Raw genomic sequence first — 13,725 nt, forward strand, 5'->3', positions numbered from 1 at the left:
GCGCTGCCACCGACGGAACAACCCGTACACCGTCTGCCACGGCCCATACGCTGCCGGAACGTCACGCCACGGCGAACCGACCCGCATCCGCCACCGGATCCCGTCGATCAACTGCCGTCTAGTCCATTTCGGCGGACGTCCCGACCGTCCAGGGCGGGGCAACAACGGCTCCAGCGCCGCCCACTGCCCGTCGGTCAGATCGTGTCGCCTCGTCACCGCTAAGGTGGCCACGAGGTCTCCGGTATGAAAGTTCGTCTTGGTCGATGAACCCTCTACCGGAGACCTCGCTGTCTATCGATCACCGACACGCCCACGCGGGATCAGACGGTTTCATTTTTGAAACAGGCCCTAACAAGGGGCCCTTTCACCTCATGAGGCGTTAAGAAGGGGCCCTTCCTTACACCGAGAGGGGGTTGGGGACGGGGGTGCCGGCGGTGCCGGGGGCGGCGGTCGACGGGTCGGTGCCCAGGTCGATCACCTTGTTCTCGGCGTCGACGTGCACCACCCGCGGGCGGTAGGTGCGGGCCTCGGCGTCGTCCATCTGCCCGTACGAGATCAGGATCACCAGGTCTCCCGGGTGCACCAGCCGGGCGGCGGCGCCATTGATGCCGATCACACCGCTGCCCCGCCGGCCCGGGATGACGTACGTCTCCAGGCGCGCGCCGTTGGTGATGTCCACGATCGCCACCTGCTCGCCGGGCAGCAGGTCAGCCGCGTCGAGCAGATCCTCGTCAACGGTCACCGAGCCGACGTAGTGCAGGTCCGCCTGGGTCACCGTGGCTCGGTGGATCTTGGACTTCAGCATCGTGCGGTACATCGGGACGCCTTTCGCGGGTCGGGTGCGGGTCAGGAAGACGGATCGAGCCGGAGCGGGGCGTTGTCGATCAGGCGGGTGCCGCCCACCCAGGCGGCGACGAGCAGCCGGGCCGGGCCGCGGACCGGTCCCGGCTCCAGGTCGGGATCGGTGAGCACCAGATAGTCGAGTCGCGCGCCGGACTGGCCGGCGCCGAAGGCGACATGCGCGGCGGTCAGCACCGCCGCGGCGTCCCGGCCGGCCTCGGCGGCCTCGGCACCGGCTCGCAGCGCCCTGGACAGGCTCAGCGCCACCTGCCGCTCGGCGCCGGAGAGGTAGCGGTTACGGCTGGACAGCGCCAACCCGTCCGGCTCCCGGACCGTGGGCACCCCGACCACCTCGACCGGGATGTCCAGGTCCCGGCACATCCGCCGGACCAGGGTCACCTGCTGGTAGTCCTTCTCGCCGAAGAAGGTCAGATCGGCCCGGGTGAGCTGCAGCAGTTTCAGCACCACGGTGAGCACGCCGTGGAAGAAGCCCGGCCGGCTCAAGCCCTCCAGGTCCTCGCCGAGCGGCCCCGGGTTGACCCGCACCGCCGGCTCGCCGCCGGGGTACATGTCCGCGACCGAGGGGGCGAAGACCAGGTCGGCGCCGGCCCGCCGGCAGACTTCAAGATCAGCTTCGAGGGTACGCGGGTAACGGTCGAAGTCCTCGTTCGGCCCGAACTGCAACGGGTTCACGAAGATCGTCACGATCACGTGGTCGGCGCGTTCCCGGGCGGCCCGCAGCAGCGTCTCGTGGCCCTCGTGCAGGGCGCCCATGGTCATCACCACCCCCACCGTGCCGGTGAGAACGGCCCGCGCCCGCGCCAACTCGGCCCGGGTGTGCAGCAGTTCCGTCACGTGATCCACCTCGCTCGACACCCTCGTCCCGCCCGCCGTCATGCCGCCACCTCGGTCTGGTCCCGACCCAGGACGCCGAAGAGGGGCTGCGCGTCGACGGGACGCAGCCGGCCGGCGGCCACGGCCCGGTCGGCGGTGCGGCGAGCCAGCGCCAGGTAGGGGGCGACCGACTCGGGCGCGGCGACGGCGAGCCGGGAGAGATGCCGCTGCACGGTGCCCGCGTCGCCCCGGGAGACCGGGCCGGTCAGCGCGTCGTCGCCGAGCCGCAGCGCGTTCTCCAGGGCGGCGTGCAGCAGCGGAGCGAGCACCTTCTCGGGCTGGCCCACCCCGGCGTCGCGCAGCCGATCGGCCGCCTCGTTGACCAGGGTCACCAGGTGGTTGGCGCCGTGCGCCAACGCCGCGTGGTAGAGCGCCCGGTCATCCTCGGAGATCCACTCGGGTACGCCGCCGAGATCGGCGACCAGCCGGGCGGCCAGCGGACGCAGTTCGGCCGGCGCGGTCACCCCGTACGAGATACCCGGCAGCCGATCGAGGTCGTCGGGCGTACCGGCGAACGTCATCGCGGGATGCAACGCCAGCGGACGGGCGCCGACTGCGGCGGCCGGGGCCAGCACCGCCAGACCGTGCGCCCCGGAGGTGTGGGCGACCACCTGGCCGGGGCGGAGCGCACCATCGGCGGCCAGACCGGACACCACCCCGGCGAGCGCGTCGTCGGGCACGGCGATCAGCAGCAGATCGGTGGCGGCCCGGGCGACCGAGGCGGCCGGGCGGCGGGAGACGGTGGGCAGCAGCAGCGCCAGACGGGCCCGGGACGCGCCGGAATCTCCGGTGGCGGCGATCACCCGATGGCCGGCGGCGGCCAGCGCGGCGCCCAGGGCGGCGCCGACCCGACCGGCGCCGATGACGCCGACGGTCAGCACGGCCGGGGTGGCGACCCGGGTCGGTGCCCCGGGCGCGGGTCGCCGACGGGCGGTCGGTCGGGTGCGCAGCGGTGCGCTCATGTCACGATCCAGTCCTCGAGATGGGTACCGGTCGAGGGCAAGTATGCGTCGTTGGCACGGACCTGAAACAAGGATGTGTGAAATCGTTCACCGACGTTCGAGGAGGTCCGGCGATGTCGATGCGGTGGCGGGGCGCGATGCAGTCGGCGCTCTACGGAGCCGAGGGCTTCTTCGTCTCCGGAACCGGGCCGGCGGCCCACTTCCGCACCAGCGTGCACGCCTCCCCGATCTTCGCCTCGGCCCTGCTCCGGTTGGTCCACCAACTCGACGCCGCCCTCGGCTTTCCCGATCAGTTCGACGTGGTGGACGTGGGCGCTGGGCGGGGTGAACTGCTCCACGCTCTCTCGGTGGGGGCCACCACGGTCGCCGTCCATACCGCGCCGGTTGCGCTGGCCCGGCGGGTACGGTTCACCGCCGTCGAACTCGCCCCGCGCCCCGACGACCTCCCCCAACAGATCATCTGGACGAACGAGATCCCCGCCAACCTCACCGGCCTGCTCCTGGCCACCGAATGGCTCGACAACGTCCCTCTCGACCTGGCCAGCCGGACCGAGGACCGCTGGCACTACCTCCTGGTCGACCCCGCCACCGGCAACGAGACCACCGGCGAACCAGTCAGCCACGAAGACGCCGCCTGGCTACGAACCTGGTGGCCACCACCAGCACAGCGTGCGGAGATCGGGCGCACCAGGGACGAGGCGTGGGCCGACGCCGTCGGCCACGTCGACCGAGGGCTGGCGTTGGCCGTGGACTACGGGCATCTGCGTGGTGAGCGGCCGCTCGGCGGGACGTTGACCGGATACCGGGGCGGGCGGCAGGTGCGGCCGGTGCCGGACGGCTCCTGCGACGTCACCGCGCAAGTCGCCATCGACGCGGTCGCCTCCGCCGGTGCGCGGGTCGCCCGGTGCGCGTACTCCCTGGGATCGCAGCGGGACGGGCTGCGCGCGCTCGGGGCCGACGGCGGGCGACCACCACTGAGCCTGGCCGCCCGCGACCCGGCCGGTTACGTGCGGGCGCTGGCCGAGGCGTCGGCGGCGGCTGAGCTGACGGACCCGGCCGGCCTCGGCGGGCACTGGTGGCTCTGGCAGCCGGTCGGCCTGCCCACCGAAGAGATCCTGGTACGGAACCGCCCCCCGGAGGACCGTTCCGTACCAGGATCCTGATCGGATCAGGACCGGGCGTCCACCGCCGGAACCGGACGTTCATGGCACGATGGCGGGCATGACCACGGGCGACCTGCGCGAGCTGACCGTCGGTACCGGCGCCGGGCTGGTGGCGGGCGTCGGTGGGGAGCAGCTCGGCACGGACATGGTGCTCAACATCGGGCCGCAGCACCCCTCGACGCACGGCGTGCTGCGGCTCAAGCTCGTCCTCGACGGCGAGCGGGTGCTCGCCGCCGAACCGATCATCGGCTACATGCACCGCGGCGCGGAGAAGCTGTTCGAGGTACGCGACTACCGGCAGATCATCGTGCTGGCCAACCGGCACGACTGGCTCTCGGCGTTCGCCAACGAGCTTGGCGTGGTGCTCGCGGTGGAACGGCTGATGGGCATGGAGGTGCCGGAGCGGGCCACCTGGCTGCGGATGGCGCTCGCCGAGCTGAACCGGGTGCTCAACCACCTGATGTTCCTCGGCTCGTACCCGCTGGAGATCGGCGCGATCACCCCGATGTTCTACGCCTTCCGGGAGCGCGAGACGCTGCAGGCGGTGATGGAGGAGGTCTCCGGCGGTCGGATCCACTACATGTTCAACCGGGTCGGCGGGCTCAAGGAGGAGGTACCGTCCGGGTGGACCGGACGGGCCCGGTCCGCGATCGCCGAGGTACGCCGCCGGATGCCCGACCTGGACAACCTGATCCGGCGCAACGACATCTTCCTGGCCCGCACGGTGGGCGTGGGGGTGCTCTCCGCGGCCGAGGCCGCCGCGTTCGGCGCGTCCGGGCCGGTCGCCCGGGCCTCCGGGCTGGACCTGGACCTACGCCGCGACGATCCGTACCTGGCCTACGACCAGCTCGACGTGCCGGTGGTCACCCGGAACACCGGCGACTGCCACGCCCGTTTCGAGGTGCTGCTCGACCAGGTGTACGCCTCACTCGACCTGGCCGAGCAGTGCCTGGACCGGGTCGACCGGCTCACCGGGCCGGTCAACACCCGGCTGCCGAAGGTGCTGAAGGCACCCGAGGGGCACACCTATGCCTGGACGGAGAACCCGCTCGGCATCAACGGCTACTACCTGGTGTCCCGGGGCGAAAAGACACCGTGGCGACTGAAGCTGCGCACCGCCTCGTACGCCAACGTGCAGGCGCTGGCCACCCTGCTGCCCGGTTGTCTGGTGCCGGACCTGATCGCCATCCTCGGCTCGATGTTCTTCGTGGTCGGCGACGTCGACAAGTGAACCGGGGCGGCCCGCCGCACGTGCGACGCGCCGCCGGTCCGTCGACCTGTGGACCAGGTCAACGCCAGCGGTTGGCGCCGCCGTCCCGGGCCGGGTACCCGTAGTCGGGCTCCTCGGCCTGGTGCCGCCGGCCGTACGGCTCCGGGCCCGACCGCTGCCCACGCACCGGCTCGGCCTGATACCCGTGAGCCGGCTCCTGCTGGTACCCGCCCACTGCTTCCTGCTGGTATCCGTGCTGGCGGGCCGGGCGCCACTGCGGGGGCACCGGCACCCCGCCGGCCGGGAGCGCCGGCGGGCTCTCCGGCTCACCCCAGGCGTCCCGCCGCGCCTCGTCGCCGTTGCCACCTCGGTGCTCGTCGCGGCGCACACTGGCCCAGCGGTCCGCCACCCGGTACTCGGTGCCGCTGGGGTCGGCGTGCAGCTCGGCGCGGCGCTCGCCGACCCGCAACTCGCGGCCCTGCTCGTCGTCCCGTACCGCAGCCCAACGGTCACCGGCGCGCAGCTGCGCCCAGTACTGACCGGTGTCGTCCACCCGGTGCGCCCGACCGACCGGAGCCGCCTCGGCGGGTACCTCCCATTGCGGCGCACCGCCGTCCCAGCCCCGGTCGTCGCGGGGCGCGCCCCAGTCGTGGTCGTCGCGGTTCACCGACGGCTCGTCGTAATGGCCGGAGCGGTCGTCGCGCGGCGCGGACCAGTCATCACGCTCACCGGACCACTGCCGTTCCTCCCTCGGCTGCGGCCAGGAGCGCTCCTCCCCGCGCGGCGAACCGGACCAGGCGCGCTCGTCGTTCACCGCCGCGTCCGCCCAGGCGCGCTCGTCATGCTGAGCCGGACCGGACCAGGCGCGACCACCGTCCCGGCGGGGTCGGTCGCCGCCGTCGGACCAGGCACGGTCGTCGCGGTCCGGGCCGTGGCCGCCCCGCGCGTGCTCCTCCGGCTGCTTCGCCGGCCAGGTGGCCGGGTAACCGCCGTACCGGTTGCCGGACTCGCCGACACCACCGTCCATGATCGTGTGCCGGGTGGTGACGTGCACGGTCTCGGTGTGCCGGACCACCCCCAGCGGGCGCGGCGCCGGATCGCCGGGACGGTTGTCCTGCTCCGGCCGGGCAGCCGAACCGTAGACCCCGGCGGCGCCGCTTGCCGGTCGATCTCCACCGTGCGCCGGCGGGCGGTCTCCGCCGTAGACCGGTGCGCGCTCGCCGGCGTACCCGCCCTCCGGCCCGCGCCCCGACGGCTGGCCTGCGCCGTACACCCCGGCCTGGCCGGCGGGCCGCTCGGCGTGGGGCACCTCCGGTTCCGGCACCGGCACCCGGGCCCGGCCCGGGCCGGGCGGCTCCTCGGACCCGGTCGACCCGGCGCCGCCGGAGTCGACTCGCCGCCGCAGCCCGGCCAACGCCGCCTGCGCCCGCTGGACCTCGTCGAGCGCCTGGTTACCACGTTGGGCGGCGGCCACGATCTCACCGCGCAGCTCCCGCCGCAGCTCGTCGATCTCCTCGCGCAACTCCTCGGCGTGGGCCTGCCCACCGCTCTCGGTACGCAATGCGATGGAAAGCCCGATCAGCACCACCGCCAGGATCGCCAGCACCGCGGCGAAGCGCAGCGGCCCGTTGCCGTCGGCGACCAGCAGTATCAGCGCCGCGACCGGGGCCAGGGCGGCACCACCCCAGAAGAGCACGACAAGCAGCTGGGGGTGGCGCGGATCGGCGGGCACCGGGGCGGGCATGGGTCCGCAGCCTACCGAGAGTTGTGTCACGTGGGAACGGCTCGGCGGCAGGTGTCGGCGGCAGAGACGACGCGGCGCCCCCGGCCAGGCTGGCCGGGGCGCCGCGGTTGATCGAGTCGACTCAGCCCTGTGCGTACGCCGCGTCGGTGGAGAAGACCAGGCCAACGCTGATCGTGCCGTTGCGCAGACCGGTCTTGGTCAGCGGACCGCCCCCGTCGAGCGAGGAGAACGAGCCCACCGTGAGCCCGTAGGTCTGCTCCAGCCCGGGCTTGCAGAACGGGCGCTCCTGGCACTCCGGCGGGCCGCCCAGCACCGTCGCCGTACCTGAGCACTTCTCGGCCAGCTCCGACAGGGTCCGCACGCCGTACTTCTCGGAGAATTCCCTGGTGACGGCGAAGGCGTTCTGGGTCTGGGCGGCGGCCGGCGCGCCGAAGCTCAGGCCCACCTTCTCGCCGAGACCGCGCAACGCGGTGACGGTCTTGTCGACGTCCGGCGAGGAGACCGGCTGGGCTCCGCTGTCGGCCTTGCCGTTGAGGAACTCGGCCATGGTGGCCGCGTACTCCGGCACGACCTGGATCTCGCCCTTCTCCAGCGCCGGCTCGTACAGCTCCCGGTTGCCGATCTGCTGCACGTTGACCTGGTAGCCGGCGGCGGTCAGCTGGATCCGGTAAAGCTCGGCGATGATCTCACTCTCGGTGAAGTTGCCCGCCCCCACCGTGATCCGCCCGCCGGGCCCCTGCTCGACGCCGTCGGTGAGTCCGTTGGCGTCGGCGAACTCCTGCGCGGCGACCTGGGCGCTCTTGCGGTCCACGTCGACCGCCTTGTTGAGCAGCACCAGCTTCGGGGTGTCGAGCACGGCGGAGACCTTGTCGAGCGCCGCGACCAGCTGTGGCGTCGCCACCTCGCTGTTGATGGCCGGAATGATGTTGTCGGCGTTCTGCAGGGACTTGTCGTCTTCGAGCGCAATCAACTGCTCACCGGCAACCGGTGCGCAGCCCTCGCCCGAAGCCGCCTGCTGGGGCGCTTCCGTGCCGGAGGAGCCGGCGTCGCCGCACCCGGTCAGCACCGTCGCCGCCGCGACGGCACCGACGAAGGCGATGGACAGTCTTCTACCTGCGCGCATGAGCCCGCCTTCCGTGTCCCGGCGCGACCCGTCCCGGGCCGGCCGCGTGTCCGACGGGCGATCCGCCTTCCGGCCGCCCGCAGTCTCCACCCAACATCCTGACCGGGGCCACCGACAACTCAACGAGGCGTTCTTCACCGGAACGTCACCATCCGTCCGCGCCGCACCGTCTCCGGTGCCGGCCGAAGCGGTTCAGGAGCCGGTGACCGCGTCCGCCGCGCGCCGCCCGGCACGCCGTCGCACCCGGCGCAGCGGGCGGGGGGTGACCAGGCGCTCGACCAGCGCGAAGAGCAGTTCAGCGGTGAGCGCGAGCCCGGCGACCAGCAACCCGCCGGCGAGGATCTGACCGCCGCCCACCGCGATGCTGAGGCCGAAACCGAAGCGGATGATCTCGCCGAGGCCACCACCGTTGACGAAGGTCGCCAGCGCCGCCGTGGCGACCACCTGAACCGCTGCGGTCCGGAAGCCGGCCGCGAGGTAGGGCACCGCCAGCGGCAGTTCCACCCGGCGCAGCACCTGCATCCCGGTCATGCCCATGCCACGGGCCGCCTCCCGGGTCTGCGGATCGACCTGGCGCACCCCGGTGTACGCGTTCGCCAACAGCGGCGGCACCGCGAACACCGCAAGAGCGATCACCACCGCCGGCCGGCCGAACCCGAGGAAGGTCAGCGGCAGGATGGTCAGCAGGGCCAGCGTGGGCACCGCCAGGGTGAGGTTGGAGACGAGCACCACCAGCCCGCCCCCACGGCCGACGTGGCCCAGCCAGAGCCCGAGCGGCCAGGCCACCAGGCAGCCCAGCAGCACCGCGGCGGCCGACATGCTGACGTGCTCGCCGAGCCGGTCCAGGATGCCGCCCGGGTTCGTCCAGTTCAGCGGGTCGTTGAGCCAGACCACCGCCTGCTCCACCGGGTTCATCGCGGCCTCCGCCTGGTCATGCCCCGCCGGCCGCCCGCCCTGGCGCTCAGCCGGTCACCGCACCTGGCGCACGTCCGACCAGCCGCCCTGGCGCTCATCCGGTCCGTCCTCGCAGCCACGGCGTGAGCAGCCGGCCGGCCCCGATCAGCAGCAGGTCGAGCACCAGGGCCAGCAGGACGCAGAGCAGGGTCCCGGTCATGATCTGTGCCTTGTAGAGGTTGTTCTGGAAGCCCGCGAAGATGATCTGCCCGAGCCCGCCGCGGCCGATCACCACGCCGACGGTGACCAGGGCCACCGTGGAGACCGTGGCCAGCCGCAGACCGGTGAGGATGCCGGGCACGGCCAGCGGCAACTCGACCCGCAGCAATTGCCCCCACCGGCTGTACCCCATCCCCTCGGCCGCCTCGCGGACCTCCGCCGGCACCTGGTTGAGCCCGGCGACGGTGTTGCGGACGATCACCAGCAGCGCGTACAGCACCACCACGGTCAGCACGGTCGCCACGCCGATGCCGAGATAGGGCGCGACGAACGCGAACAGGGCCAGCGAAGGAACCGTGTAGAGCACTCCGGTGAGTGCGAGAATCGGGCCGGTGAGCGGCCGGTACCAGTACGCCACCACGGCCAGCGGGACGGCGATCAGCGCGGCGATCAGCACCGCCCGGACGGTCAGGGTGGTGTGGTCGCGCAGGGCGGCGAGCACCGTGTCAGAGTTGTCCCGCACGTACTGCCAGGAGAACCACGGGTTACCCGGGTCGGCCCGGTAGCTCAGGCGGAAGGACATACGTGGACGTTACCCCGGTCGCGGACGACGGTCAGCGCGCGGCGTCGATCACTCTCGACGGCATCGGCAAGCGTTACCCCGACGGCACCGAGGCGGTCCGCGGCCTCAGCCTGCACGTCGACGCGGGCGAACTGGTTGTGCTCATCGGCCCCTCCGGCTGCGGCAAGTCGACCGTGCTGCGGATGATCAACCGCCTGATCGAACCGACCGCCGGCCGGATCATGCTCGGCGACTCCGATGTCACCCGGGTCGACCCGGTGAAGCTACGGCGGCAGATCGGCTACGTCATCCAGAACGTCGGGCTCTTTCCCCACCAGACGGTGGCCGCCAACGTCGCCACGGTGCCCCGGCTGCTGGGCTGGTCCACCGACCGCGCCCGAGGTCGTGTGGCGGAGCTGCTGGAGCTGGTCGGCCTGGATCCGGCGCAGTTCGGCCGGCGCTACCCGCACGAACTCTCCGGCGGCCAGCGGCAGCGGGTCGGCGTGGCGCGGGCGCTCGCGGCCGACCCGGTGGTGCTGCTGATGGACGAGCCGTTCTCCGCCGTCGACCCGATCGTGCGTACCCGGCTACAGGAGGAGTTCCTGCGGTTGCAGGCCGAGGTACGCAAGACCATCGTCCTGGTCACTCACGACCTGGACGAGGCAGTCCGGCTCGGCGACCGGATCGCGGTGCTCTCCGAGGGCGGCCGGCTGGAGCAGTACGACCAGCCGGCGGTGCTGCTCGGTGACCCGGCGACCCCGTTCGTCCGCGAGTTCGTCGGTGCCGACCGGGGAATCCGCCGGCTGGCGGTCACCCCGATCACCCGGGAGGTGCTCGATCCGCTGCCCGCCGACGGTGGTGCCGAGCTGCCGGCGGTGCCGCTGGGCGGCTCGGCGTACGACGCGTTGGCCGTGCTGCTCACCTCGGCCGGCGGGCACGCCGTGGTGACCGAGGGTGGGCGGCCGGTCGGAATGCTCAGCCGGGCGCGCATCCTGGCGCTGGCCGAATCGGCGGGCTGAGCCGCCGGGCAGCCACCCGCGATGGTGGCGGGCCCGCGACGAGGTCCGGCGGGACCCGGCGTGCGTTGGCCGGACCCGGCACGTCCCGGTCGGGCCCACCTGCACGGCGGACCCGACCGGAACGGCGCGGCGGGCAGTCGGTCACACCCAGGGCGGGCTGGCCCGGAACGCCGATCGCCGGGCCGGCCACGCCGTCAGCGTCGTCCCCGGTAGCCGCCCAGGGCGGCGATGCCGATGATCCAGCCGGTGAAGAGGCCGTACTCGGCGCCGTCGCCAGCGGCCTGGAAGGCGCCCAGCAGCGACGGGTCGGTCCGGATCAGCGTGGTGAGCAGGGCCGCGAAGGCACCCGCGAAGACGTACGCCGCCCAGCCGGCGAAGAACTGGCTGAGCGTCCCCCGGGCGCGGGCAAGTTGGGAACCGGGAAGCAGGTAGAGGAACAGGAAGGTGAGGGCGACCACGAGGATCGCCTTCAGGTCGTCGGCGAAGATCTCCTGGATCGAGTCGGAGGAGTCGAATCGCCAGGCCGGCCAGGCGAGCAGGCGCAGGAACCACCCGCCGGCGCTGTCCGGGTCGGTGTTGTCCCGGGCCCAGTCGACGTACCAGGGACTGCCGAAGACCAGGACGAGGATGAGCGCGGCGAGCGTGCCGGCGCCCGGTGCGGACTTGTATCGATTGGTGAGAGCCATGGCCCCGCTAATTCCCAGCGGATCGATGTGGGCAAACGCGAGGCCTGATTTATGGTGGTACGCCGGGCTCAGCCGGTCGCTGCCACGTCAGTGCTTCATCAGGTAGTCGATGAAGGCGGCGCGCAGCAGCGGCGCGGACTCCTCGTAGCCGTGACCGGTCATCTCCCGCCAGAGGGCGGCCGCCTCGTCGATCGTCGGCCCCACCGAGTTCGGGGCCCCGTCCAGCGCGGCGGCCTCGTCCGCGTTCGGCAGGTGCCGCAGCACCGACCAGAAGAAGCCCACGTCCCGGCGCTCCCGGGCCAGCGCGAACGCCTGCTCGCGCAGCTCCTCCGTGGAGAGTGCGTCCAACTCCTCGAACGACCGGCTGCCGGCGGTCGATGATGTGTCGGTCATGGGCCGAGCCTAACCGCCGAGATCACATTCGGCGCGCCGACGGCGCGCGGGACCTGCCTGCCCCTCACCGTTCCTCGCCGTCCCAGGTTCGCTGGCCGGTCTCCCACCGCCGGGACCCCCACGGGTCGGTGCTGCTCGCGGTGGGCTGGGCCGGCATCACCGGCGGCCAGTCCCCGACCGGCTCGTGCTGCGCCACGCTCCACTCAGCGCCGGTGTTGACGTCCGTGTCCGGCGACGGCGTGACGGGCAACGCCACCGGTCCCGACGCCGGCCGGCCGTACGTCTCGACCAGGCGGGTGGCCGCGAGTCCCACCGCCAGCGCGACGCCGCCGACCGCCCAGCGACTGAACGTCCACCCGCGCGCCTGCGCGTACGCGAGGAACAACCCGATCGAAGCTGCCGTCAGCAGGGTGCCGAACACCCCACCCCGGAGGCCGAAAGCGCTGGTCCCGGCGAGCAGCGCGGCACCGACCGCCAGCACCGTCCAGTCCAGCCCCGCCGCCGGCGTCACCGCGCCGTCGGCCGAGGCGATCAACGCACCGGCGAGCACCGCCAGCACGGTGGAGCAGACGTACCCGGCGGTGGTGGCGACCGCAGCCGCGACACCTCGCCGTCGGGCCGGGTCAGCGACCGGACGGAACCGGCCCACCAGCCGACGGATCGGCCCCACCGCCCCGAACAGCCCGCCGACCACCGCGATCGCGGCGAAGCCGACGAAGAGCTGCCCGGCCGTGCTGAGCGGGTCGTAGTCGCCCTGCACCAGCACGGGCGTGGACCGCTGCTCGACATAGACGATGACGCCGGCCGCGCCGCCGAGACTCGCCGCCCAGCCCGGCACGTGCAGCAGCACGACGACCAGTCCCAGCAGCAGGCCACCGAGCGCGGCCACCGCGGCGGCCGTGCCGACGGTGACGAGCACGCCACGGTCACTCTGCTCGGCGAAGTGCAGTCCGGCCGCGACCGCCACCGGCCCGACGGCGAGGTTCACCGCGGCGGTACGCAGGCTGAGCCCGGCGGCCAGGGCCAGCAGGCCGAGGCCGACCACGTCGACGATGAGACCCCGCAGGCCGTTGCCCCGCAGCAGCGCCGGATCCTCCCGCCACACCAGGTAGACCAGCGCGCCGAAGCCGAGCAGCAGGAGCGTCTCCCAGACGATGTGGACGCCGAAACGGTCCCTGCCCGGCTCGGAGTCCGGGTCTTCGAGAACGGTGTCCACCCCGACGGCGGGAACGGCCGAGGTCGGCTCCGGCTGTCCGCTCCGGCCCGGTTCGTCGTACCCCATTTTTCCTGCCTCCCAGCGGCCGCCCGGACTCCACCGACGCACGGGCGGACCGGCGGCGGGGCGTTGCCCTGCGGTCGCAGGCACCGTACCCGCGCCCCGGAGCCGGACGTAACCCCCCGGCCACGGAGGTGTCGAAGTCGTGCCGTTGGCACGACTTCGCCGGGACGGGGCGACCTCGATACCCGGCTAGCGTCGACCCCGACGGGTCTGCCAGTCGTCGTCCGGGTCGTCTTCGTCGTCGGGCCGGTCCGGGACCCGGCAGGACCGCTCCAGCCACAGCGCGGCGACCACCAGTGCCGCCGCGGCCAGCAGGCCGGCGAGGGCGGCCGGGCGGTCGTCGGCGGCCGCCCGCGTCGCCTGCACGAACAACCAGCCCGCCAGTCCCGCGTACGCGCCGACGAAGATCGCACCGACCAGGGCGGACGCCTTGGCCAGCACGACGAACCGGGCAACCACCAACGGGTTCACCGGTTCGCGGCCGGGTCGGCGATCGATCCGGCCCCGGGTGTTGACCGCCGCGTACGCCTCCAGCACGGCGAGCCCGGCGAGGGTGACCACCGGCAGCCACGGCAGCGGCGGAAGCCCGTCGTAGTAGAAGGTGCTGATCAGCAGCCAGGCTACGGCCGCGGCGCCGAGGGCGGCCACCACCAGGGTCGAGACACGGGTGAGGCCCATCGACCCGTCGGGCGGCGCGGACCGCGTCATGCCGGCCCTCCGCCCCGCTGCGTGGCGGC

At 73.0% G+C, this 13,725-nt stretch carries 15 protein-coding genes; 3 read left to right on the forward strand and 12 right to left on the reverse strand.

All coding sequences use genetic code 11. The annotated features are described in order from the left end of the window. The 4 genes from BMY89_RS25430 to BMY89_RS25445 all read right to left on the reverse strand — a co-directional run. On the reverse strand, nucleotides 1-231 hold a 231-nt coding region (locus tag BMY89_RS25430; RefSeq protein ID WP_139218009.1), incomplete at its 3' end, for a transposase. Nucleotides 232-397: 166 nt separating this feature from the next. Continuing rightward, nucleotides 398-817: an aspartate 1-decarboxylase gene (gene panD, locus BMY89_RS25435; RefSeq protein WP_092382610.1), complete on the reverse strand. Its 420-nt coding sequence runs from the start codon at nucleotides 815-817 to the stop codon at nucleotides 398-400. A gap of 29 nt (nucleotides 818-846) precedes the next feature. After that, nucleotides 847-1,695, reverse strand: a complete 849-nt coding sequence (panC, locus tag BMY89_RS25440) for a pantoate--beta-alanine ligase (protein WP_092382715.1) — start codon at nucleotides 1,693-1,695, stop codon at nucleotides 847-849. Nucleotides 1,696-1,733: 38 nt separating this feature from the next. Continuing rightward, entirely contained in the window at nucleotides 1,734-2,696 is a 963-nt protein-coding gene (locus BMY89_RS25445) for a Rossmann-like and DUF2520 domain-containing protein (RefSeq protein ID WP_092382611.1), read from the reverse strand. A 113-nt stretch (nucleotides 2,697-2,809) separates the two neighbouring features. Here BMY89_RS25445 and BMY89_RS25450 point away from each other — a divergent pair, with 113 nt between their 5' ends. Both BMY89_RS25450 and BMY89_RS25455 read left to right on the forward strand, forming a co-directional pair. Continuing rightward, nucleotides 2,810-3,859, forward strand: a complete 1,050-nt coding sequence (locus tag BMY89_RS25450; protein ID WP_092382612.1) for an SAM-dependent methyltransferase — start codon at nucleotides 2,810-2,812, stop codon at nucleotides 3,857-3,859. A gap of 49 nt (nucleotides 3,860-3,908) precedes the next feature. Continuing rightward, complete coding sequence (locus BMY89_RS25455) at nucleotides 3,909-5,090, forward strand: NADH-quinone oxidoreductase subunit D (RefSeq protein WP_175510422.1); 1,182 nt, start codon at nucleotides 3,909-3,911, stop codon at nucleotides 5,088-5,090. A 58-nt stretch (nucleotides 5,091-5,148) separates the two neighbouring features. On the opposite strand, the gene BMY89_RS25460 is transcribed toward BMY89_RS25455, so the two are convergent. The 4 genes from BMY89_RS25460 to BMY89_RS25475 form a co-directional block, all read right to left on the reverse strand. Beyond that, the gene (locus BMY89_RS25460) at nucleotides 5,149-6,813 is read right to left on the reverse strand and encodes a hypothetical protein (protein WP_092382614.1); all 1,665 of its coding nucleotides are present in this window, start codon (nucleotides 6,811-6,813) and stop codon (nucleotides 5,149-5,151) included. A gap of 121 nt (nucleotides 6,814-6,934) precedes the next feature. Beyond that, nucleotides 6,935-7,936: a glycine betaine ABC transporter substrate-binding protein gene (locus BMY89_RS25465; protein ID WP_092382716.1), complete on the reverse strand. Its 1,002-nt coding sequence runs from the start codon at nucleotides 7,934-7,936 to the stop codon at nucleotides 6,935-6,937. A 192-nt stretch (nucleotides 7,937-8,128) separates the two neighbouring features. Further along, entirely contained in the window at nucleotides 8,129-8,851 is a 723-nt protein-coding gene (locus tag BMY89_RS25470; protein WP_092382615.1) for an ABC transporter permease, read from the reverse strand. Between the two features lie 94 nt (nucleotides 8,852-8,945). Then, complete coding sequence (locus BMY89_RS25475; protein ID WP_092382616.1) at nucleotides 8,946-9,632, reverse strand: ABC transporter permease; 687 nt, start codon at nucleotides 9,630-9,632, stop codon at nucleotides 8,946-8,948. Nucleotides 9,633-9,634: 2 nt separating this feature from the next. Between BMY89_RS25475 and BMY89_RS25480 the strand changes: the two genes are divergently transcribed. Next, nucleotides 9,635-10,630 carry an ABC transporter ATP-binding protein gene (locus tag BMY89_RS25480; RefSeq protein ID WP_092382617.1) on the forward strand — a complete coding sequence of 332 codons (996 nt, stop codon included), beginning with the start codon at nucleotides 9,635-9,637 and terminating at the stop codon, nucleotides 10,628-10,630. Between the two features lie 194 nt (nucleotides 10,631-10,824). On the opposite strand, the gene BMY89_RS25485 is transcribed toward BMY89_RS25480, so the two are convergent. The 4 genes from BMY89_RS25485 to BMY89_RS25500 all read right to left on the reverse strand — a co-directional run bounded on the left by BMY89_RS25485 (nucleotide 10,825) and on the right by BMY89_RS25500 (nucleotide 13,666). Further along, nucleotides 10,825-11,316: a hypothetical protein gene (locus BMY89_RS25485; RefSeq protein WP_092382618.1), complete on the reverse strand. Its 492-nt coding sequence runs from the start codon at nucleotides 11,314-11,316 to the stop codon at nucleotides 10,825-10,827. 87 nt (nucleotides 11,317-11,403) lie between these two features. Continuing rightward, nucleotides 11,404-11,709: a hypothetical protein gene (locus BMY89_RS25490; protein WP_092382619.1), complete on the reverse strand. Its 306-nt coding sequence runs from the start codon at nucleotides 11,707-11,709 to the stop codon at nucleotides 11,404-11,406. 64 nt (nucleotides 11,710-11,773) lie between these two features. Continuing rightward, the gene (locus BMY89_RS25495) at nucleotides 11,774-12,991 is read right to left on the reverse strand and encodes an ABC transporter permease (protein ID WP_092382620.1); all 1,218 of its coding nucleotides are present in this window, start codon (nucleotides 12,989-12,991) and stop codon (nucleotides 11,774-11,776) included. A 186-nt stretch (nucleotides 12,992-13,177) separates the two neighbouring features. Continuing rightward, entirely contained in the window at nucleotides 13,178-13,666 is a 489-nt protein-coding gene (locus BMY89_RS25500; RefSeq protein ID WP_372433300.1) for a DUF3180 domain-containing protein, read from the reverse strand. Between the last annotated feature and the right edge of the window lie 59 nt (nucleotides 13,667-13,725).

The sequence above is a fragment of the Micromonospora phaseoli genome (assembly GCF_900109115.1).
Taxonomy (GTDB): domain Bacteria; phylum Actinomycetota; class Actinomycetes; order Mycobacteriales; family Micromonosporaceae; genus Micromonospora; species Micromonospora phaseoli.